Origin of the sequence: Streptococcus sp. CCH8-C6 (genome assembly GCF_001557225.1) — a bacterium.
In the GTDB taxonomy this organism is placed as follows: Bacteria; Bacillota; Bacilli; order Lactobacillales; family Streptococcaceae; genus Streptococcus; species Streptococcus sanguinis_C.
This window is the reverse complement of the sequence record NZ_LSJN01000044.1, coordinates 21370-43620: the sequence shown is the minus strand read 5'-3', so window position 1 is coordinate 43620 and position 22251 is coordinate 21370. Positions and strand designations below refer to the sequence as shown.

Genomic DNA, 22251 nt, shown 5'->3' with positions numbered 1-22251 from the left:
ATGATACTAAGGGCGTAAAAAAATCAAAGTGAAAATAGAAAACTTAACGAAGAAATTTTCGTTTCTAGAAAAGTTTATCTTTTTCACACAGACTTTAGCCCATGTTCAACTCTGCAGTAACTTGGATACGAAACGTATCTCAAGTTACTACGGTTGCCGCTATCTGCGACCAACCTAGTAGACTTACTAATACTCAACCGAATAACGATTTTCTGCAATTAGTAAAATTCTAAGACTTTTTGACCCTCTACACAAGATTAGATTACATAAAATAATTTATGTAATCTAACTCATAAGAAAGCCTTTTTCTTTATTATACCTTATTCTTTATGATATGTCTTCCGAATAGCGTCTTTGATGCTTTCAACGGTCGGAATCATCGCATTTTCCAAGTTTTGTGCATAAGGCATTGGCACATCTTCACCTGCACAACGGCGGATTGGCGCATCTAGATAGTCAAATGCTTCTGACTCAGAAATAATCGCTGAAATTTCACCAATGAAACCGCTAGTTTTGTGGGCATCATTAACCAAAACGACCTTTCCAGTCTTCTTAACAGAGTTGATGATAATATCCTTATCAAGCGGCACCAATGTACGTGGGTCAACCACTTCTACAGAGATGCCTTCTTCTGCCAATTCTTCAGCCGCCTGCATGACACGGCGAAGCATTTTTCCGTAAGTAACAACTGTTACATCAGTACCTTCTTTTTTGATTTCACCCACGCCAAGAGGGATTACATACTCAGGATCCAGTGGCACTTCGCCTTTTTGGTTAAATTCAGACTTGTATTCCAGGATAATAACTGGGTTGTTGTCTCGAATAGAGGCTTTGAGAAGTCCCTTCATGTCAGCTGGAGTTCCCGGTGCCACAACCTTAAGACCTGGAATGTGGGTAAACCAAGATTCCAAAGACTGCGAGTGCTGAGCCGCTGAGCCAACTCCATTACCTGCTGCACAGCGGACAGTCATTGGTACTTGTCCTTTTCCGCCAAACATATAGCGCGTTTTAGCGGCTTGATTTACAATAGCATCCATGGCAATTACAGAGAAGTCCATAAAGGTCATGTCTACGATTGGACGCAGCCCTGTCATAGCTGCTCCAGCTGCTGCTCCAGAAATAGCTGCTTCCGAAATCGGACAGTCACGTACACGCTTTGGACCGAACTCTTCCAGCATACCAACAGATGTTCCGAAATCTCCACCAAAGACTCCGACATCTTCTCCCATCAAGAGTACATTTTCATCGCGACGCATTTCCTCAGACATAGCGAGGATAATGGTGTCACGAAAAGACATAGTTTTAGTTTCCATTTTCTTTTTCTCCTCTCTTTAGTCTGCGTAAATATCTTCAAAGGCAGATTCAAGCGGTGGGAATGGGCTTTCTTCTGCAAACTTCACAGATGCTTCTACTGCTTCTTTGACTCCAGCTTGGACAGCTTCTAGCTCTTCCTCGCTTGCAATCTTGTTTTCCAGCAAGTATTTACGAAGATTTTCGATTGGATCTTTTTTCTTCCATTCTTCTACTTCTTCACGAGTACGGTATTTACCTGGGTCAGAAGATGAATGTCCCAACCAACGATAAGTGACGCTCTCAATCAAGACAGGTCCTTTACCGCTGCGAACATGCTCTACAGCTTTTTGGAAGCCTTCATAAACATCCAGAACATTATTTCCATCTTCGATGAACATACCTGGAATGCCATAAGCTGCGCTGCGCTCGTGGATGTGCTCTACATTGGTCATTTTCTTGATGTCAGCAGAAATGCCATAGCCGTTATTGATACAATAGAAAATAACGGGTAGATTCCAGATGGAAGCCATATTGACCGCTTCGTGGAAGACGCCTTCGTTGGTAGCCCCGTCACCAAAAAAGCAGACAACAATCTTACCTGTCTTCTGCATTTGCTGGGTCAGAGCTGCTCCGACAGCGATTCCCATGCCGCCACCTACGATACCATTGGCACCAAGGTTTCCAGCATCTAGGTCAGCAATGTGCATAGAACCGCCTTTTCCTTTACAGGTTCCAGTGTATTTCCCTAGGATTTCAGCCATCATTTCGTTGAGGTTGATTCCTTTAGCGATAGCTTGACCATGCCCCCGGTGGTTAGAAGTCAGTAAATCATCCTCATTCAAGGCCAGCATAGCACCGACATTGGCTGCTTCCTCACCTACCGAGAAGTGAGTCATCCCAGGAACCTTTCCTTTTTTTACAAGTTGAGCAATTTTTAAGTCCATGCGACGGATTTCTTCCATCTTACGGAACATCTCTAATAAAAGATCTTTATCTAAAGTTGCCATTTTTTTGCCTTTCTAAGCATAATTCTTCTACTTAATTCTATCTAAAGCTGTAAGCACTGTCAAAACTTTTGCTCACTTGCATTTCACAAAGAAAAACCAGTCAATCCATTGGATAAACTGGTTTTCGATGCCAAAATAGAAATTTCACAAACTTTTTGTGCTAGAGTAGTTTTTACTACTTTGAAACTGTTATACGAAAATAATAGCAGAGCATGCTTTTGATTAGTCCGCCTGTTTAGCAAAATCTGCAATCATCTGCTCCATCTGCTCACGGCTTGGTGTTGTTAGCATATAGAGGTAGTCACCTTGCAGCTCTGCAAAAGCGGCTGGCATGTCTTTTTTAACCTTGAAATTATCTCTGTATTTCTCCAGCAAGTCAGCCTCAGGGTAAGCATAGTTTGTCGATGCACGGCGCGAGGTTGCCAAACAATACAGTGGCTCCATGTGAGCAGCTGGGAAAGGCTCTCCTGCTACAATCGCTGCATAGCCTCTGTAAAGATCGATTGAGTGGGCGAAATTATAGACATCAATGGTAAAGCCGCCAGCTGGACGGTTATTGTACTCAATGGCTACATAATCATCACCTTCGCGGAAGAACTCAATATGGAAAAAGCGTTCTTTCATGCCGAAGGTTTTGACAATCGCTTCTCCATAAGCACGCAGTTTTGGATCCATATCCTTAAGAACGTAGTAGGAATTGTCCATCTTATAGATCATCAAATCCAGCGGTGTATGAGCATAGTCAAAGGTGGTCGAAAAGACGATCTGACCGTCCTTATCTACCAAACCGTCAAAAGTACAGATTTCGCCAGACTGGACAAACTTTTCAAAGAAATAAGCTGTCTGATGATCCCATTCTTGCTTGAAACGTTCAACATCTTCTGCTGTTTCCAATTTAAAGGTCGCAGCTGCCCCCACTCCATTATCAGGCTTGGCAATCAAAGGCAGACCAAGTTTCTTGACAGCCAAATCAGCGCCTGCTTCTGTATTGACAATCTGACCAGGTACGACTGGAACGCCTGCTTTTTTAAAGAGTTTCTTCATTTCTGATTTGAACTTGGTCTTTTTCAAGTCTTTTGGCTTCGCTCCAAAGACATTGAATTGCTCACGCAACTCAGCGTCCAGTTCTAGCCAGTATTCATTATGTGACTCAATCCGATCGATAGGTCCATGCTTGTAGAAGAGAAAGGCCACCGCTCTTTTTACTTCGTCAAGATTTTCAAGATTTTCTACTCTAAAGTATTCAGTCAATGAATCCTTCAAAGGCTGGTCTAGCTGGTCATAAGGCTCCTGACCGATTCCCAGAACAGTGATTCCTTTGTTAGCCAGCTCCACTGTAAACTGCTGAAAATTTTGTGGATAATAGGGAGAAATAACGATATAATTCATAGGAAACCTCCTTTAAAGATTGAGTTCATTGAGGAAATAAGGCATTTGCTTACGCCACCAAATCCAGTCATGGGAAACATCATGACCCCATTCGGCAAACCAAGCTGGAATATTCTTATGCTCAAAAGCTTCTTTCAGCGTGTAGAAGGAAGGCAGGCCATCCTGCTCCCAGTCACCCAAGCCAGTACAAACGATAATATCGGCCTGTCGATAGCGGTCAATAAACCAGCCATCATTTTGATTCCAGATATAGTCTGCTGGAGAGTTTTGATAAATGACTTCGTCATTCAAATTGTCACCAACAAAGAAACGTGCATCATAGACACCACTGAGGGCAATCACTTTATTGAAAACATCTGGATGCTGCAGGAAGAAATTAACAGCATGATAAGCTCCCATGGAGCAGCCTGTCGTCATCATAGGGTCAAACCAACCTGTCTTATGCTTGACGAAAGGAATCGCCTCTTCAATGACATAACGCTCATAGGCACGATGCATTTCTGCTCGGTCGTGTGGGTGCTTCCAGTCCGCCAACCAACTCTCGCTATCAACGCTGCTGAGAGTGAAAAACTGGACTTTACCAGCCTCAATAAAACCTGCACAGGCTTCAATCATGCCAAAATCAGCATACTCATTATGGCTGCCGCCTGATGATGCGAAGACTATAATCGGGAGCCCAGCATGGCCATAGCGATTGACATACATTTCACGGCCTAGATTGCCGCTCCAATGACTTAAAAATTCTACATGCATAGTTTCCACCTCTTTCTCACTGTTTGACTAGATTACCATTTCTCGCTGATAAAACGGAAACAGTCTGGCAAGTGCTCTGCCCAAGCGATTTCATTATGAATAGCTCCAGACTGGATCTTAATCTGAATATTTGCCAAATCTACCCCAGATACAAGTAACTGTCGGAAATAGCTGAGCGATGAATCAATATAGGCCTGCTTGATGTTGCCAGCCATCAATGTCTTATCCGTATCATCAGCCTCTTCTGTCCCAACATAAATGAAAACTCGCTGGTCAGCCTGAAGTTTTTTTCTCTCAATATAACGGTCAAAGGCTTCCTGATGCAGCCAATTTGCTGATGAAAAGATGCCCAGACAGCCAATCTGATCTTGGTATTCAACACCGATAAACTGGCTGATATTTCCCCCAAGAGAGGAGCCAATCATAGCCGTATGCAGCCGATCCGACTTTGTCCGATAATGCTGGTCAATGAAAGGCTTGACGACTTCCATAACAAACTCCGCATACTCCGTTCCCTTGCCGCCAAACTGAATACCAGGAATATTGGACTCTTGGAACTTCCAAGCTGAATACTCATTCATCCGCCGTTGACCATCGTTATCAATAGCCACGACAATCATTTTTTCAATATCTGGATTACGCTTGATTGTCGGAATAACCTTCCACGAATGGCCGCTGAAAGATTCCTTGCTATAAAGAACATTTTGTCCGTCATGAAAATAAACGACCGGATAGGTCTTGTTTGTATCCTGACTATAGTTCTTTGGAAGTAATACGCGGACACGGCGTTTCTGCTTGGTATAAGGAACAACTAACTCATGTGTTTTCATTTCAAGGTAAAAATAGGATTTATTCATTTTCAGAAAACTTTCTATTTTCAAAATTTTTATTTATTATATCACAAATTAAGCAAAAAAGTTAGGGATTTCCTAACTTTTTGATGATTTTTATTAGATAATGATAGAAAATAGATTATTTATCCAAATAAGGCTGTAAATCCTGCAAGGCTCGCTCGGCGATTTTTTCGTAACGTTCTTTTTTATCACGAATGCGCGGACCTTCCAATTCTTTGATAATCCCAAAATTGACATTCATGGGTTGGAAATGCTTGCTGTCAGCATGAGTAACATAATGAGGCAGACTTCCAATAGCTGTTGTTTCTGGAAAGACAAGTGCTTCTTCTCCCTTGAAGAGTCGAGCAGCGTTAATACCAGCAACTAGGCCAGAAGCTGCTGACTCTACGTACCCTTCAACTCCAGTCATTTGACCTGCAAAGAAAAGATTTGGCTGTTTCTTAGAGCGGAAAGTCTGTTCCAGCAGATTTGGAGAGTCCATATAGGAGTTTCGATGCATGACACCATAGCGAACAAATTCTGCATTCTCAAGACCAGGAATCATTTGAAAAACTCGCTTTTGCTCGCCCCACTTGAGATGAGTCTGAAAGCCGACGATGTTGTAAAGACTACCTGCTGCATTGTCCTGACGAAGCTGCACCACAGCATATGGCGTCTTATATTCACCATCTCGAGGCCCTTGGTAGTCATCTGGATATTCTAAACCAACCGGCTTCATCGGTCCATAAAGCATGGTTTTAATGCCTCGCTTAGCCATAACTTCAATAGGCATACAGCCTTCAAAGTATTTTTCTTTTTCAAAGGAATTGAGCGGCGCTTCTTCAGCGTTGACCAAAGCATCATGGAAATCCATAAATTCTTGCTTGGTCATGGGTGCGTTGAGATAGGCAGCTTCGCCCTTATCATAGCGGGATTTGAGATAGACCTTGGTCATATCAATGGTATTGACATCAATGATTGGCGCTGCTGCGTCGTAGAAATAAAAACCGTCACCTCCATTGAGCACGTGGATTTTCTCGGCCAGAGCATCACTAGTCAAGGGCCCTGTCGCAATGACTGTGATGGCATCTTCAGGAATTTCAGTGATTTCTTCGCGAATGACTTCGATCAGTGGATGATTGGTCACTAGCTCTGTTACCATCTGAGAAAAACCTTCTCTATCAACCGCTAGAGCACCACCTGCTGGCACCCGAGTCGCTTCTGCTGACTTTAAGATGACCGAGTCCAACCGCCGCATTTCTTCCTTGAGCAGACCGACTGCATTGGTCAGCGCATCTCCTCGCAGAGAGTTAGAGCAGACCAGTTCTGCAAAGTCCGCAGTTTTGTGTTGAGGCGTCGACTTGACACCCCGCATTTCATAGAGTTTGACTGGGATGCCACGCTTGGCAATCTGGTAAGCTGCTTCACTGCCAGCCAAACCAGCACCGATAACATTGATATAGGATGATGACATGATACTCTCCCTTGGATATTTCTAGATTTTCACTCTGACCATTATAACAAAAAGATAGTAAAAAAGACAGACAGGAGAATTCCCGTCTGTCCATCATTTTGTCATTTTTTCCAAGTAAGCAATCTTAGCAAAATCCTTATGATTGTTATTTTCATTTCGGTAAGAATCTTGGGAAGAAGCACGGTAGATAGCTAAAAATTGCTCTGCAGTTGGCAGCAAAAACTTGACACCTTCAACTTCTTTTCGAGTCAGCTCCGCTATTGGTACACCCGAAAAAGCCTCTAAGGTTTCCATGGCTCCGAATTCAATAGACAAATCTTCTTTTTGAAATTCATGCTCGTGCAAATCAACAAAACGATAGCCCAAGCGGTCCATCATTGGTTCAATCTTATCCATATCATAAATACGCTCTTCGTCTGGTGCTTCCCAGCCACGCTCATCACCATGAACATGAATATCAATATCCCGCGCCTGCCAGTCCTGACCAGTAACCTGCTCCAGCCCCAAGGAGCCCATCAGCAGTGGAACAATTCCCATCTTGTTCAGTTGAGACGCGATTTTTAGAAATTCTGCAAATTTATCTGTCATAAAGCTGCACCTCTTCTTCAGAAAACATTTTACCTAATATAAATTATGTAAAAAACAGTTATTTCACTTTTTCTTCTTCGTAATCGCCATTGCTGCAGACCACTTGCTTGCCTCCGCCGCGAACTTTCTTTTCAATCAGATAATGGTCACATTTTGGACAGTTCCGACCAACTGGCTTGTCCCAAGATGTGAAATCACAGTCTGGATAACGATCACAGCCATAGAAAATGCGATTTCGCTTAGTCTTACGCTCGATAACTTGACCTTTCTGACACTGAGGACAGGTCACGCCGATCTCCTTGACAATAGCCTGAGTGTGACGACAGTCTGGAAAGTTACTGCAGGCGTAGAACTTGCCAAATCTACCCAACTTGATGACCATGGGACTGCCACAGACCTCACAATCAAAACCAGCCGGTTCATCCTTGATTTGGATTTTCTCCATTTCAGTCTCGGCTTTAGCGACTTCCTTTTCAAAAGGTCGATAAAATTCGTCAATGACCTTCTGCCACTGTTCTTTTCCGACTTCTACATCATCCAGTTTTGCTTCCATTTCGGCTGTAAATTTCACATTTACAATACCTGGAAAGAATTCGACAATCAATGAATTGACAATCTCCCCTAGTTCCGTCGGCTCAAAGCGCTTGGAAACCAACTTAACGTAATATCGTTTCTGAATAGTTTCAATAGTCGGTGCATAGGTAGAAGGCCGACCAACACCATTTTCTTCTAAAGTTTTGATGAGAGTCGCTTCAGAATAACGTGCAGGCGGCTGGGTAAAGTGCTGTTCTGGATTGGTATTAACACGTTTGACGGTATCACCCTTTTCCATGTCTGGCAGCATTTTATTCTTGTCAGAGTCGTTGTAAATAGCCAGATAGCCATCGAACTTGACCTGACTGCCATTGGCGGCAAATTGGACACCATTTTGCCCCAGCTTAACATTCATAGTATCAAAGACTGCTGCTGTCATTTGGCTGGCTACAAAACGGTTCCAAATCAGCGTATAAAGCTTAAGCTGATCCTTGTCCAAATACTTTGCGATGCTTTCTGGAGTATTGAAAACGCTGGAAGGACGAATGGCCTCGTGGGCATCTTGAGCGCTAGAAGCGTTCTTAGCCTTGCTGCCATGTTTGGAATATTTAGCACCAAATTTATCCGTGATAAAGCTTGCTGCTTCATTTTGCGCTACAGGGCTGATACGAGTCGAGTCGGTACGCATATACGTAATCAGACCTTGTACGCCAGAACCGATATTAATCCCCTCATAGAGCTGCTGAGCAACCATCATGGTCTTACGTGTCCGGAAATTAATCTTATTAGCGGCATCTTGCTGCATAGAGGAAGTCGTGTAGGGCAGTGGAGCATTGCGTCGACGCTCTTTCTTTTCGACACTGTCGACAGTAAAGTCATCACCCTTGAGGTGAGACAGGACTTCTTTGACCTCGTCGTTGTTGGTCAGCTTCATCTTTTTACCGTTCATACCATAGAAGCTGGCCTGGAACTGACGACTTCCTTTCTTGAAGGTTCCGTCAATTGTCCAGTATTCTTCTGGTTTGAAGGCATTGATTTCATTTTCTCGGTCGATAATCAGCTTGAGGGCGACAGACTGCACCCGACCAGCTGACAGGCCTTTTTTGACTTTCTTCCAGAGAATAGGAGAAATGGAATAACCAACCAAACGATCCAGAACTCGACGAGCCTGCTGGGCATCGACCAGATCCATATCAATCTGGCGGGGCTCTTTAAATGCATTCTTGACTGCATCTTTGGTGATTTCATTAAAGACGACGCGGTTTTTTTCTTTCTCATCCAGATTCAGAATGTGAGCCAGATGCCAAGAAATAGCTTCTCCTTCGCGATCCGGGTCACTTGCCAGAAAGACTTGCTTAGCTTTCTTCGCTTCTTTTTTCAAGTCATTAATCAAGGGACCTTTGCCACGAATATTGATGTATTGAGGCTCATAGTTATTTTCAAAATCAATGGACATAGTAGACTTTTTCAGGTCACGAATATGCCCGACACTGGCCAGAACCTTGTAGTTTCGTCCCAGATATTTTTCTATTGTTTTTGCCTTGGCAGGCGACTCTACGATGACAAGATTTTTCTTTGTCGTAGACTTTTTCTTTGTTTTTGTTACCAATTTAGACACCTTCTATAAGAAATAAATCTCATAGAGTTTAAACTATTTTTTGATAGATGTCAACTGCTAACTTTTCTTATAGGAAAACTTGTTTTAAAAATCAAACTCAGAAAGGATATCAGAGCCTGATGTGATGCACTTTGCGCCCTCTTGAATCAAATGATGGCAACCGTCAGATTTTCCATCTAAAATTGTCCCCGGAATAGCAAAGACATCCCGCCCTTCTTCCATGGCTCGCTCACAGGTAATCAGACTGCCTGAGCGCATCTTGGCTTCCGCCACGATGACGCCTCGACAGAGACCAGCGATGATACGATTCCGCTCTGGAAAATGAAATTTCAAGGGCTGTTCACCTGGACCATACTCTGTCAGCAATAAATGATTTTTGCCAATGTAAGCTTGTAATTTTTTGTTAGCCTTGGGATAGAAGACATCTAATCCCGTCCCAATGACAGCAATGGTCTGACCTCCGTTTTGCAGGGCAGCCATGTGAGCCGCTGTATCTATTCCACGAGCTAGGCCACTGACGATAACCAATTCATTGTTTAGCTCTTTGATAATCTTTTGTACTGAGGCATTTCCTTGCTTGCTGCTGTCTCTACTGCCAACGACCGCAGCTTTGGGCAATTCTAGTAGATTTAGATTTCCCTGATAAAATAACAAAGTCGGGGCATCGTAAATTTCACATAAATCCCAAGGATAAATATCATCCAAGATAGAAAAGGACGGAAAAAGTTCAAATTCTTCCTTTAAAGCCGGTAAATCAAGCCGTTTATACTTTTCTATAAAGAGTGCAGGATTGCGGCACTCAGATACGACAGCCTTATCTCGCAGAGAAAGCTTGCCATCTCTACTCTCAGCATATCTCAAAACATTTAAAACCTGATGATTAGTCAAACCAGCTTTTTTCATTTTATAAATCTCAAAATTATTCATTTTTTCACCTCACTTTCTTATTCGTAAAAAGTTCAAAAAAAAACTGCAGTACAGTTCCTTCTTTACGATTCTATTAAATTTGGTGTTATCAATAGCTGGTCTCCTTGCCTAACACACCTTTTATTCACTATGAACAGGAATTTCCTTAATAATTTTAGCAGGATTGCCAGCCAAGACTACATTATCACCAAAAGACTTGGTCACAACCGCTCCTGCTCCGACTACCACATTATCTCCTAGTGTCACGCCTGGCAGAATCGTCACACCGCCGCCAGCCCAGAAATTATCACCAATAGTGATTGGTGCTCCGTACTCAATACCGGAATTTCTTTCCACTGGATCAAGCGGATGAAGAGGTGTCAGAAGCTGGCAATTTGGACCAAGCAAAGCATTATCTCCGATGCGAATCGGGCAAACGTCCAACATAGTCAGATTCCAGTTAGAATAAAAATTCTCCCCTAGATGAATATTGATTCCATAATCACAGACCAAGTCAGGCTTCATAGCAAGATTTTCCCCTGTGCTGCCAAACCATTCTTTGATAATAGCCGTGCGCTTGACACTGTCTTGTTCTTGGTTAAAACGATATTGAAATTCCTTTGACCTTGCTGCCAATTCTCTTAATTCACTGTCTTGTGGTCGGTAAATCTCTCCAGCAATCATTTTTTCGTATTCGCTTTGCATATCATCCTCCTTTTCATGCGTGACAAATGGATAGTCAGGTACAGTTGTTCATCCTCTGATGTTTGGTAATTTCTGGTTTGCTTTAAAAATTCAGCAATCTTCCTAGTGGTTTCATAAGCCAAGGGATACTTACATTTAAGTAAGTCAAACATCTCATTGTCCTCCAAGTCACGATTGCCGCTATTAGTCAGAACTCGCTCACAGAAAAATTTTAGATGGGTCATGAAGCGCTCAAGGTAGATGTCTTCCTCGTCTAAAGAAATTTCCAAACTGTATTTGACAATGGTCATGATTTCCTCCATCATCATAGTCAAATCACGCGCAGTTCCATCGCCATTTTCCAGCTCTGCATTGACCAAGGTCAGCGCCATAAATGCTGCTTCATCATCTGGAAGTTCCTTACCGATATAAGCGCTCAAAAGCTGTTTTGCAAACTGACCAACCTCAAACTCGATAGGAAAAAAGCGTTTAATATCCCACATGAGGAAATTCTTGAGATAAATATCATCTTCCAAGCGCAGCAAGACACCGTAGATATGGTCTGCCATTGCCAGAAAAGCAGTGTCTTTGAGCTTCTTCTGCAGTTTCTCTCTTGCGAAAGAAATAATCTTATCTGCCATTTCCATGATGTCTGCCGGCAGCTCCATCAGAAGCTGGCGTCTATTTTCTGACAAGACATACTTTTTCTCAATCTGCTCATCTGGAATCTCCTGGCCAACTTTTCGACCAAAGGCCAGTCCTCGTCCCATGAGAATAACTTCTTCTTGGTTTTCTTCAGAAATTACCACATTATTGTTTAAGATTTTACTGATAAGCATGCCTCACCTCTTCGTGCCTATTCACACATTGATTTTACGGGTTCAAATGTCTTGCGATGAATAGGAGTTACGCCGTTTCTTTCCAATCCTTGCAAATGACTTTTGGTCCCATAACCAGCATTTTTCGCAAAATCATAGCCAGGAAATTCCTTGTCGTAGTCTGCCATCAGCTTATCCCGAGTGACCTTAGCCAAAATACTGGCCGCTGCGATAGACAGAGAATTAGCATCACCCTTGATGATGGACTCTTGCGGAATCTCAACATCCAGTTTCATGGCATCAATCAGCAGATAATCTGGCTTGAGACTCAACTTAGACAAAGCCTCTTTCATAGCAAGCTTAGTCGCTTCGTAGATATTGACTTGGTCAATAATCTCGTTGTCCATCAGGCCAATACCGACTGCCAAAGCTTTATCCATGACTGCTTGATAGATTTCTTGGTGCTTTTTCTTGGGAATCTTTTTACTGTCGTTTAGCCCCTTAATCTTACATCCTGGAGGTAAGATAACAGCTGCAGCGACAACTGGTCCAGCTAGAGGACCACGACCGACTTCATCAATTCCAGCAATAGCTTGATAGCCTGCTTGATAAATCTCTTTTTCATACCGTAGCATTTGCTCTAGACGAAAATCCTCATCTAACTCTGCCTGAATAGCTCTTTTACGCTTTTCAACCGCCTTTTGAACTCCGCTGCGCTGGTCATTCGCCGCTTCTGCAAGAAAAGGATCAGTCAAATCTGTCACCAACTCTAAACGTTGCTGGATTTCTTTAATCGTTGCCATCTAGTTCTCCAACAGTGTCCAAGCAATAACGGCCTAATTTGCCATCGCGGACATCTTTGACAAAAAGACTGTAAAAACGGTCATAGTCATCGCGGAAGCCGAGTTTTTGAGTCATATCCATAATCATGTCAGGCGCTTCCTGACTTAGATCCAGCTGCTTGAAGCGTGCTGTCAGCTCCTCAGGATAATGCTCCTTAAAGTAATTGAGACCAAAAATCGTCACCTCATCCATAGGCAGTAGATTATCCTTAATAGCTCCAGTCAGAGCAAGCTTGAGAGCAACTGTCTTATCTTCAAACTTAGGCCAGAGAATCCCAGGTGTATCTAAAATTTCCAAGTCTTTATTTGACTTGAGCCATTGCTGACCTTTGGTCACACCAGGCTTATTCCCTACAACAGCAATTTTCTTACCTGCCAAGCGATTCATGAGGGTTGATTTACCAGCATTGGGAATGCCGATTATCATGGTACGCAAGGTTTCGATGCGAATTCCTCTTTCTTTCTGTCGCGCCAATTTATCAGCCATAAGCTTTTTAGCTGCATCTGTCACTTTTTTAACAGCAGATTGCTCTTTGGAATTAATAGATAAAGTCGGAATCCCCTGACTTTCAAAATAGCTCTGCCATTCTTTGATACGAACAGGGTCTGCCAAATCAGCCTTGTTTAAAATCAGAAGCTTAGGTTTATCGCCCACAATCTTAGTCAGCATAGGATTTTGACTGGATAAAGGAAGCCTCGCATCGACCAGTATCGTCACAAAATCAACAAACTTAATATTTTCCTGTACCTGTCTCCGTGCCTTGGACATATGCCCCGGAAACCATTGAATCGTTGCCATAATTTATCCTTTCAATGAATATCATTGATAAAATTTTATATCTTTACCTATTTTAACATATTTCTAGATTTTAAGTGGATGAATCCAAAACGTATCACTCAACATCTCTAAGAACAAAGTAAAAAGCCCTAGTGGACTTTCTAACTTTATCTTACTTGCTCAAAATGCAGATGTACAGCGATATGATCTCCATAGCCATTGCGCTCTAAATCGCGTTGTAGGCGATAGGAAATATAATGCTCGGCGATGGTAATATAACCTGCACCCAAGAGGCGGCTTTCAACCATAGACTGAATCATACTGATTGTCGCACGTTCAACCTTAGCTTCTTCCAAATCTAGAACGACTTTCTTTGTAACCTGCGCTAAATTCTGACGCAAATCATCTGTCAACACATAGACAGTCTGAGCTGCCTTTAAAACTGCTTGATAGATTTTATCTGGGTCAAATTCTACAACCTCACCGCTCCGTTTAATAACTTGCATAAAAAAACTCCTTTATTTATATATTTCTGATGTAATGTAAATCTCTGGCTTGACTGCTATCAATCCAATTTTCAGTAGCAGACTCAAAGACAAAGCCCTCTTTTTTATAAAAAGGAAGACCAATATCATTTCCTTCGGTTACTGTGACGGCTTGTTCTCTAGCCTGATATTGTGATTTTTGATAACTTGTCAAGGTCTCCAGTAGCTCATGACCGATTCCCAAACGTTGAGCCTGCGGCAAGACATAGAGAACGTAGACATTGGCTCTGCCGTCCTCGCTCATTCCACCACCAATACAACCAAGCACCTGACCATTCCTTTCTGCCAGCCAATAGCCGTTCCATTCGGTAGAAAGTTCAGTCAAGTCCTTGTGCAAACGTTCTTGGCTATAGAACATGTCAAACACTCGTTCTATGTAGAAAGAGGAATAAATATCTTTATAGGTAGTCAGCCAAGTTTCTCTACATACTTTTTGGATTTGTTGCCAATCATCCTTGCTTGCCTTACGAACCCGCATTTCATCACCTCTCAAGCGAAAACTTACCCTACCATTATACAATTTTTTCTTGTTTTTTTCAAAAAGAATGGAACATTTAGAAAAAGGACTGTAGAGATGAACCGAACCACAATCCTTAGAATTTTATCTAACGTTTGATGCACCATTCAAATGCAATCCTTTTGAAATATTTTTCAGACAACTATAAGTATTAGTCTTTTTATGAAGTTAATAGGATTAGCTAACAAGGCATATATTATATACTATTTTGCTCTAATACAATATCCTGTTTCTTGTAACGATAGTGCATTTTCCAATGATTTTCAGATACTTCTTCTAAACTCAACGTTTTGTTAATAGCCTTAAAGGACAATTTTTCTTCTTCAACTCTCTTTAAGAGCTCAACTAATAACTCTCCTCCAGCGTTCAGAGAAATTAAACTATCATCTTCACTATCATATTGAAGTAGAATTTTCTTTGTTGGTTTGTGAATGATGTTATAGAGAAAAGTTTCAAATCCCAGTCAGTTATCAGTATAAGAAGTAAATAAATAATTCCTAAAACAGATCCAAGTAAAATCAATCCTGAACCATAGCAACCAGCCTTATCACCAGTTCGGATAACTGGCTTATCATAAACTTTTTTGCCCTCAAGTTTTTCCAGTATATGCTTAGCCTTATACTCCTCAATTCGTTCACTATGTTTTTCTGTCACAATTTTCAATTCTTTCTTTATTATTTTTATCTATGTCAATCCTAAAACTACTTCTATCAATCAATAATCCGGCCTCAGGACGCCTTTAACAGTCTCTTTGGTCGCTTGATAGTCACCATCAACCACGACCTTGATAATGCGTTTGGCATCTTCTTCAGGTGCAGGCACAAGTGGTAAGCGAGTTGGACCAGCTGCAAAGCCCAAGTAATTAAGTACAGCTTTGACTGGGGCAGGACTTGGGTAAGAGAAAAGCGCATTGACTTTAGGGATGAATTTTCGTTGGATAGCTGCTGCTTTTTTGATGTCATTGTGCTCAATAGCATCAAGCATTTCAAACATTTCATCACCGTTTGTGTGAGAAGCAACTGAAATAACTCCATCAGCCCCCAGATTCATAGCATGAAAGGCATCGCCATCCTCACCAGTGTAAATCAGAAACTCCTCTGGACGATGTTCGATCAGATAGGCCATATTCGCCAGACTAGTACATTCTTTAACGCCGATAATGTTTGGATGTTCTGCCAACCTCAGCATAGTCTCAGGTGTCATCTCAACCACTACCCGGCCAGGTATATTGTAGATAATGATCGGCAGGTTTGAAGCATCCGCAATGGCTTTAAAATGCTGATACATCCCTTCCTGAGAAGGTTTGTTGTAATAGGGAACAATGGCTAAACCAGCCGCAAACCCACCAAATTCATCTACTTCTTTTACGAATTCGATAGAGTCGCGCGTTTCGTTGGTACCGACACCGGCAATCAAAGGAACACGCCCCTTGACAACCTTTTGAACCGCCGCAAATAATTCTAACTCTTCATCGTGGGTCAGGGTTGGACTTTCTGCAGTTGTTCCAGCAAGTAAAATCCCATCCGTATGGTGAGCCAATAGATGCTCAATCAAGTCTGGAATAGCTTCAAAATTGATGGAGCCATCTTCATGAAAAGGTGTAATAAAAGCTGTGATTATTTTACAGTTTTTCAAATCCGCATACGCCATAAACTTACCTCTCTTTATTATACGAAAAGAGGGTTGAAAGAAAGATTATTCAACCCTATACTGTCAAGTTTCCTTGGTCACTTTATTTTAATTCAAAAACTACTTCTGCTGTCGGATGAACTAAACCACGCTCATGCAGTGTCTCTGCGATTTGAACAGAATTCCAAGCCGCCCCCTTAAGAAGATTGTCTGAAACAACCCACATGTGGATTCCTTTTTCCGCATCTAAATCTTTACGAATCCGGCCAACAAAGGTTTCTTTCTTACCAACCGCATTGATTGCTTGCGGATAAACCTGATGAGCTGCATCATCCTCCAAAACAGCACCTGGGAAGGCTGCAATTGCTGCTTTTACCTGTTCAATAGGTGCTACTTCTTTAGTCTCGATGTAAACAGACTCTGAGTGAGCAGACAAAATCGGAAGGCGGACACATGTCGCAGAAACAGCAATAGAATCATCTTCCATGATTTTCTTAGTTTCCTTGGTCATCTTCATCTCTTCATAAGTATAGTCGTTATCTGTGAAGACATCAATCTGAGGTAAGGCATTAAAGGCAATAGGATAATGTTTTTTGTCACCACCAGATGGCAGGATATTGGCTTCCGCATCCTTAGGATTTACACCATCATTGAGAACAGAGCGTAATTGTGCTTGGGTTTCAAGAATGGCTCCCATGCCTGCACCAGAAACCGCTTGATAGGTAGACACAATGATGCGCTCCAGACCCCATTTTTGACGAACAGGCTCTAAAGCTACCATCATCTGAATTGTCGAGCAGTTAGGGCAAGCGATAATTCCCTTGTGCTGATCTAAGGCATGGACGTTGACTTCTGGAACAACTAGAGGAACATCGGGATTTTGACGGAAATAAGAGGTGTTATCGACCACTACCGCTCCAGCTTTGACTGCGTAAGGAGCGAATTTTGCCGAAGTAGAACCACCAGCTGAGAAGAGAGCAATATCTACACCTTCAAAAGCCGTTTCAGTTGTCTCTTCGATAGTAATATCTTGTCCCTTGAACTGGAGAACTTTACCAGCTGAACGAGCAGACGCCAGATAGCGTATTTTATCAATTGGAAGGCTAGATTCTTCCAGCATTTTAATCATTTGAGATCCAACGGCGCCTGTGGCACCTACTACAGCAACTGTATATCCCATGCGATAACCTCTCTGAATTTTCAAAAAATTTTTATTGTTAGTATTATACTATTTTTAGGGAAAAATGCAAATATTTCTGAAGAATATAAGTGTGATATTTTGATAAACCACACCAACTCTCTTACCTCTCTATGAGAACTTTCAAGCTTTACAGCTTTTGTTCTCACGAACAAAACTGCATCCATTGCTCTACGACTCAACTGCCTTCTGCGAAGTTGTTTCATCAAGAGCAATAGCACTCACGACATAGATCGTCTCAGCATCAATGTCTCTATACTCGGCTTCGACTAACGGTCTTGCCTCTCTAAGAGCGCTTTAAAAGTTTACAGTTTTTGTTCTCATGAACAAAACTGCATCCACTGCTCTATGACTCAACTGCCTTCTGCGAAGTTGTTTCGCAAAGAGCAATAGCACTCACGACGTCGACCGTCTCAGTATCAATGTCTCTAAGCTCGGCTGCGACTAATGGTCTTGCCACTCTAAGAGACATAGAAAAATCCCCAATCCGTAGACTGGGGATAAGGGCACTTTCATGTGATCAGCAGGTTCACACAACTGATCAAGGTCCGCTCCTGCGTTTATGACCTCCCATGCTTCAATTTGCAGAAAAACTGCATATCGACTCATCGCACGAAATATAGTTTACCTTATCTTTTTCCGTTTTGTCAAGGTATTTAATCTAAAATATAAACAAAAACTTGTCTATCCTTCCACTCCTGCCCTTCTTTTTGGAATTGTTTCCGTACTTCTTCAAGATAGAAATCAGCTTGCTCCAGTAATTTTTGCGAAGGGATATTCTGTAGATCAACATGTGCTTCTAAACGATGAAATCCTAGTTCGCGACTAACTTTCTTGAGTTCTTCTAACATTGCTCTGGCGTAGCCCTGACGCCAAAATTGATTATGTATCGTATAACCTATTTCCGCCCATTGAAAGTCATCTCTAGCTAGCACAAATAAATTAACCATACCAACATGTTTTCCGCTTTTTGCGTCATAAATTCCCCAAATATACTGCTGGTCTTTCTCTCGAAAATCGCGGTGCTTAGCCACCAAATCCGAAAACCAACTTTCTGTACAAATTGTCATATCTAAAAGCCCATCATCAAATAGCGATTGGGAAGGTAGTCTATTGGAAAATCCTTCCAGCCAAACCGAGAAATCCTTCTCTTCCAGATATTTTAAATAAATATGTTTCATAAATACTTACTTCCCTCTCGAATACTAAGCGCAGCCATTTCTGCCTGATGCCGCTCGATAAAATCTCTGACCCAGTCTGGATTGGTTTTGGAATAATCTCTCAGCGCCCAGCCGATGGCCTTGTTAATAAAGAATTCTGTTTGGCCCAGATTATTTACTAAAATCTTCTCTAATAGCTCCGTGTCTGTTTTCTCTTTTCGCAATAGCTGATGATCAATAGCCAAGCGCCGCAGCCAGATATCCTCATCACAACTCCAAGCTAAAATAATCTCTTTGGTTTCTGGGAATCGAGCAATGATTGATCCGACCAAGCGGTCCAAAAAGTCAATGGTATCCCACCAAGATTTTGTTTGAGCCAGCTTTTTCAAACGTGGCAAGTCAGATGGAGTCAATAGTTTCTTGCGACTTTCCAGATAATCTAGCGCGGCATACTGTAGTTCTCGATAAAGATTATTCCAAGCTTCATTTATAAAATTCCAGTCAACGACGGAGTCAGTCTGCTGTTTGAAAAAAGCCTTTGCGAGCTTCCGTCTGGCTGGAGTCTTGACTCCTAGAAACTCAAATTTATTTTTCATATAGGCTTTCATAGCTCCCGCATCGTCAGGGTTAGCTACTGCTTTCAGATTTTCAAGTAATTCTTCTACATCCATAACTTACTCCAGCAATTCACGGTCATAAATAGTGTAGTCGCAGCGGTAAATCACGAGACGCTTTCCATCAATCAGCAACTCCGAAGTCTTAGGGGCATCAGATTTATCAAGAGAGACACGGTCGCCAGCATAGGCAGCCAACGGAGTGCCGTTTTGAGAGCGAATCAGAACAACCTTTTTCTTTCCGGTAAAGTCGTTTTTAAAGGCTGAAATCATGCGATTTAAAACAGGAACAGAATGGCTATTCTCCTCAACATCTGCAGTCTTTTGATACTGGGCAAAGACATCTTTCAAGCCTTTTTCTTCTGCAATCAAGGAAGAGCCCACATGGTCAATCTCATACTTACCCAAGGTTATTTTGAGCACAGAAGAATCTTCCTTGGAATTTCCTTCCGCATCAACTGAATCAAACTCCTCGTTACGCGAGATGGATAGGGACTTGCCCGACATCTGGTCAATGAGTTGGGAATTCTCATCATAGGTGCGAACCGTCATCTCCAACCCCAACCATTCCTCCTTGGCATTTTTGAACCAATTTTCAACTGCCTGACAGCCGGTCAAGGTCAAAAGGGTAACGCTTAGAAGAGTTATTAATAAATGTTTCTTTTTCATCATTTTTACTCCATTTCTTTTAAAAGTTTGATGGGGCCAGCTTGCTTGTCCAAGGACTTTTGCAGCCAAACAATGTCATGCCAACGCTCGAATTTATAGCCCATTTTAGGGAAATGCGCCACCTGCTGGTAACCTCTTTTTCGATGCAAAGCCAGGCTAGCTTCGTTAGGCAGAGAAATACAGGCTAGAAAATGCATATATCCCATCTGATCTAACAGGTCTTCAAGCTTATCATAAAGCTTACTGCCGACTCCTTTTCCTCTAGCATCTTGACTGACATAAACCGATAATTCCACTGCCCAATCATATGCTGCACGCGCATAATAAGTCGAAGCATAAGCATAACCTACGACTACACCGTCTTCTTCCGCCACCAGGTAAGGATATTTTTCCAATGTTTTCGCAATCCTATTTGTGAAATCTTCGATAGTTGGAACTTCATACTCAAAAGTGATGGCTGTATTCTCTACATAAGGCGCGTAAATAGCAAGCAAGGTCGCAGCGTCTGATGGTGTTGCAAATCTAATGTTCATATTGACTCCATATTCTATTCTCATTATTTTCACTATTATACCAAAAAAGGCTCGTAAAGAGCCTTTTAGACCAAAATCAAAATAGACCTATCGCTGTGCCATCTGCCGCAACATCCATATTAAGTGCTGCAGGACGTTTTGGCAACCCTGGCATAGTCATGACATCTCCTGTCAAAGCCACGATAAAGCCTGCTCCAAGTTTTGGTACCAATTCACGAATGGTAATTTCAAAGTTTTCTGGCGCACCCAGAGCAGCAGGATTGTCTGAGAAGCTATATTGTGTTTTGGCCATACAGATTGGCAACTTATCCCAGCCGTTTTTGACAATTTCCCGAATCTGAGTCTGCGCTTTTTTCTCAAAATTTACCTTCGAACCACGATAGATTTCTGTGACAATTTTTTCGATTTTTTCTTCAATAGAGAGGTCATTGTCATAGAGGCGAGTGTAATGAGCAGGTTCTTCATTAATGGTTTTGACTACAGTCTCAGCCAGAGACACACCACCTTGAGCGCCATCAGCCCATACGCTAGCTAACTCAACGGGCACCTTAATTTCTTCACAAAGTTCTTTAAGAGTAGCAATTTCAGCTTCCGTGTCAGATACAAATTCATTGATGGCTACTACCACTGGAATACCGAACTTACGGATATTTTCAACGTGACGTTTGAGATTGGCAAAGCCAGCTCGAACCGCCTCAACATTTTCTTCTGTCAGAGCATCTTTCGCAACGCCGCCATTCATCTTAAGAGCACGAAGGGTTGCGACAATCACTACTGCATCTGGAGAAGTTGGTAAGTTTGGAGTTTTAATGTCCAAGAATTTTTCAGCACCAAGGTCCGCACCAAATCCTGCTTCAGTCACTGTATAATCAGCCAAACGCAGCGCTGTGCTGGTCGCCAAAACAGAGTTACAGCCGTGGGCGATGTTGGCAAAAGGCCCGCCATGAACAAAGGCTGGTGTCCCGTAAATAGTCTGAACTAGATTTGGCTTAATCGCATCTTTCAAGACCAAAGCCAAGGCCCCTTCTACCTCAAGGTCACGAACATAGACTGGTGTGCGGTCATAGCGATAACCGATGACAATGTTAGCCAAGCGTTTTTTCAAATCTTCAATATCCGTAGCTAGGCAAAGTATCGCCATAATTTCAGAAGCAACGGTAATATCAAAGCCATCTTCGCGTGGAATACCGTTAACTGGACTTCCTAAGCCAACAGTCACATGGCGAAGAGCCCGGTCATTCAGGTCAACCACCCGCTTCCAGATAATGCGGCGCTGATCGATTCCCAGGGCATTTCCCTGATGAAGATGATTGTCAATGAGAGCTGACAGGGCATTATTAGCAGTCGTGATGGCATGCATATCACCAGTAAAATGCAAGTTGATATCTTCCATCGGTAGAACCTGCGCGTGGCCGCCACCAGCTGCTCCCCCTTTGATGCCCATCACGGGTCCCAGAGATGGTTCGCGGATAGCAATCATAGTTTTCTTGCCAATTTTGTTGAGCGCATCAGCTAGTCCAATAGTAATGGTAGACTTACCTTCTCCAGCTGGTGTCGGATTAATCGCTGTTACCAAAATCAGTTTGCCAACAGGATTTTTTTCAACCTCACGAATCTTATCAAAGCTTAGCTTAGCCTTGTACTTACCATATAGTTCTAAGTCGTCATAGTCAATGCCGACTTTTTTCACCACATCAACAATAGGCTGCAATTCAACACTTTGAGCAATTTCAATATCTGTTTTCATCAAGAACTCCTCTATCAATTAATATAAAGATTATAACAAAAAAGAGCAAAATCTACATGATTAAGCTCTAAATAGATTTTAATGTTCGGGAAAAAGGAAAGTTAGAAAATTCCTGTCCTCTG

At 42.2% G+C, this 22251-nt stretch carries 23 protein-coding genes and 1 pseudogene; all 24 read right to left on the bottom strand.

From position 1 onward, the window contains the following. Positions 1-320: 320 nt before the first annotated feature. Entirely contained in the window at positions 321-1313 is a 993-nt protein-coding gene (locus tag AX677_RS04955; protein WP_060976363.1) for an alpha-ketoacid dehydrogenase subunit beta, read from the bottom strand. An 18-nt stretch (positions 1314-1331) separates the two neighbouring features. After that, positions 1332-2300 (bottom strand): thiamine pyrophosphate-dependent dehydrogenase E1 component subunit alpha, encoded by a 969-nt coding sequence (locus AX677_RS04950; protein ID WP_002933752.1) that lies wholly within the window; start codon positions 2298-2300, stop codon positions 1332-1334. A gap of 222 nt (positions 2301-2522) precedes the next feature. Continuing rightward, positions 2523-3689 carry an acetyl-CoA carboxylase biotin carboxylase subunit family protein gene (locus tag AX677_RS04945; protein WP_002909733.1) on the bottom strand — a complete coding sequence of 389 codons (1167 nt, stop codon included), beginning with the start codon at positions 3687-3689 and terminating at the stop codon, positions 2523-2525. 12 nt (positions 3690-3701) lie between these two features. Beyond that, the gene (locus AX677_RS04940) at positions 3702-4442 is read right to left on the bottom strand and encodes an esterase family protein (protein ID WP_002915194.1); all 741 of its coding nucleotides are present in this window, start codon (positions 4440-4442) and stop codon (positions 3702-3704) included. Positions 4443-4474: 32 nt separating this feature from the next. Continuing rightward, entirely contained in the window at positions 4475-5299 is an 825-nt protein-coding gene (locus AX677_RS04935; RefSeq protein ID WP_002906563.1) for an alpha/beta hydrolase, read from the bottom strand. Between the two features lie 115 nt (positions 5300-5414). Beyond that, positions 5415-6749, bottom strand: a complete 1335-nt coding sequence (gene trmFO, locus AX677_RS04930; RefSeq protein WP_060976362.1) for a methylenetetrahydrofolate--tRNA-(uracil(54)-C(5))-methyltransferase (FADH(2)-oxidizing) TrmFO — start codon at positions 6747-6749, stop codon at positions 5415-5417. Between the two features lie 93 nt (positions 6750-6842). Then, the gene (locus AX677_RS04925; RefSeq protein WP_060976361.1) at positions 6843-7337 is read right to left on the bottom strand and encodes a hypothetical protein; all 495 of its coding nucleotides are present in this window, start codon (positions 7335-7337) and stop codon (positions 6843-6845) included. 58 nt (positions 7338-7395) lie between these two features. Continuing rightward, positions 7396-9489, bottom strand: a complete 2094-nt coding sequence (topA, locus tag AX677_RS04920; protein ID WP_082730241.1) for a type I DNA topoisomerase — start codon at positions 9487-9489, stop codon at positions 7396-7398. Between the two features lie 84 nt (positions 9490-9573). Further along, positions 9574-10416: a DNA-processing protein DprA gene (dprA, locus tag AX677_RS04915; RefSeq protein ID WP_060976359.1), complete on the bottom strand. Its 843-nt coding sequence runs from the start codon at positions 10414-10416 to the stop codon at positions 9574-9576. Positions 10417-10536: 120 nt separating this feature from the next. Further along, the gene (locus tag AX677_RS04910) at positions 10537-11100 is read right to left on the bottom strand and encodes a sugar O-acetyltransferase (protein ID WP_002915188.1); all 564 of its coding nucleotides are present in this window, start codon (positions 11098-11100) and stop codon (positions 10537-10539) included. Continuing rightward, positions 11076-11918: a PRD domain-containing protein gene (locus AX677_RS04905; protein WP_060976358.1), complete on the bottom strand. Its 843-nt coding sequence runs from the start codon at positions 11916-11918 to the stop codon at positions 11076-11078. The genes AX677_RS04910 and AX677_RS04905 overlap by 25 nt, the downstream gene beginning before the upstream one ends. Before the next feature lie 17 nt (positions 11919-11935). After that, complete coding sequence (locus AX677_RS04900) at positions 11936-12700, bottom strand: ribonuclease HII (protein ID WP_060976357.1); 765 nt, start codon at positions 12698-12700, stop codon at positions 11936-11938. Beyond that, positions 12687-13538: a ribosome biogenesis GTPase YlqF gene (gene ylqF, locus AX677_RS04895; protein WP_060976356.1), complete on the bottom strand. Its 852-nt coding sequence runs from the start codon at positions 13536-13538 to the stop codon at positions 12687-12689. Before ylqF ends, AX677_RS04900 begins: the two co-directional genes overlap by 14 nt. A 146-nt stretch (positions 13539-13684) precedes the next feature. Continuing rightward, positions 13685-14023 carry an ATP cone domain-containing protein gene (locus AX677_RS04890; RefSeq protein ID WP_002895476.1) on the bottom strand — a complete coding sequence of 113 codons (339 nt, stop codon included), beginning with the start codon at positions 14021-14023 and terminating at the stop codon, positions 13685-13687. 16 nt (positions 14024-14039) lie between these two features. Beyond that, the gene (locus AX677_RS04885) at positions 14040-14540 is read right to left on the bottom strand and encodes a GNAT family N-acetyltransferase (protein ID WP_060976355.1); all 501 of its coding nucleotides are present in this window, start codon (positions 14538-14540) and stop codon (positions 14040-14042) included. 235 nt (positions 14541-14775) lie between these two features. After that, positions 14776-15233: pseudogene (locus AX677_RS09610) on the bottom strand (hypothetical protein). A gap of 60 nt (positions 15234-15293) precedes the next feature. After that, entirely contained in the window at positions 15294-16229 is a 936-nt protein-coding gene (dapA, locus tag AX677_RS04875; protein WP_002902934.1) for a 4-hydroxy-tetrahydrodipicolinate synthase, read from the bottom strand. An 82-nt stretch (positions 16230-16311) separates the two neighbouring features. Beyond that, on the bottom strand, positions 16312-17388 hold the full coding sequence (locus AX677_RS04870; protein ID WP_060976354.1) for an aspartate-semialdehyde dehydrogenase: 1077 nt from the start codon (positions 17386-17388) through the stop codon (positions 16312-16314). A gap of 364 nt (positions 17389-17752) precedes the next feature. Then, positions 17753-17878 (bottom strand): hypothetical protein, encoded by a 126-nt coding sequence (locus AX677_RS09575; RefSeq protein ID WP_269450184.1) that lies wholly within the window; start codon positions 17876-17878, stop codon positions 17753-17755. A 184-nt stretch (positions 17879-18062) separates the two neighbouring features. Then, positions 18063-18587: a GNAT family N-acetyltransferase gene (locus tag AX677_RS04865; protein ID WP_060976353.1), complete on the bottom strand. Its 525-nt coding sequence runs from the start codon at positions 18585-18587 to the stop codon at positions 18063-18065. Then, positions 18584-19237 (bottom strand): DNA alkylation repair protein, encoded by a 654-nt coding sequence (locus tag AX677_RS04860; RefSeq protein ID WP_060976352.1) that lies wholly within the window; start codon positions 19235-19237, stop codon positions 18584-18586. Before AX677_RS04860 ends, AX677_RS04865 begins: the two co-directional genes overlap by 4 nt. Before the next feature lie 3 nt (positions 19238-19240). After that, entirely contained in the window at positions 19241-19852 is a 612-nt protein-coding gene (locus AX677_RS04855) for a DUF5052 family protein (RefSeq protein ID WP_082730239.1), read from the bottom strand. Between the two features lie 2 nt (positions 19853-19854). Further along, positions 19855-20382, bottom strand: a complete 528-nt coding sequence (locus AX677_RS04850) for a GNAT family N-acetyltransferase (protein WP_231730783.1) — start codon at positions 20380-20382, stop codon at positions 19855-19857. A gap of 76 nt (positions 20383-20458) precedes the next feature. Then, complete coding sequence (locus AX677_RS04845) at positions 20459-22129, bottom strand: formate--tetrahydrofolate ligase (protein ID WP_060976350.1); 1671 nt, start codon at positions 22127-22129, stop codon at positions 20459-20461. Positions 22130-22251 lie beyond the last annotated feature (122 nt).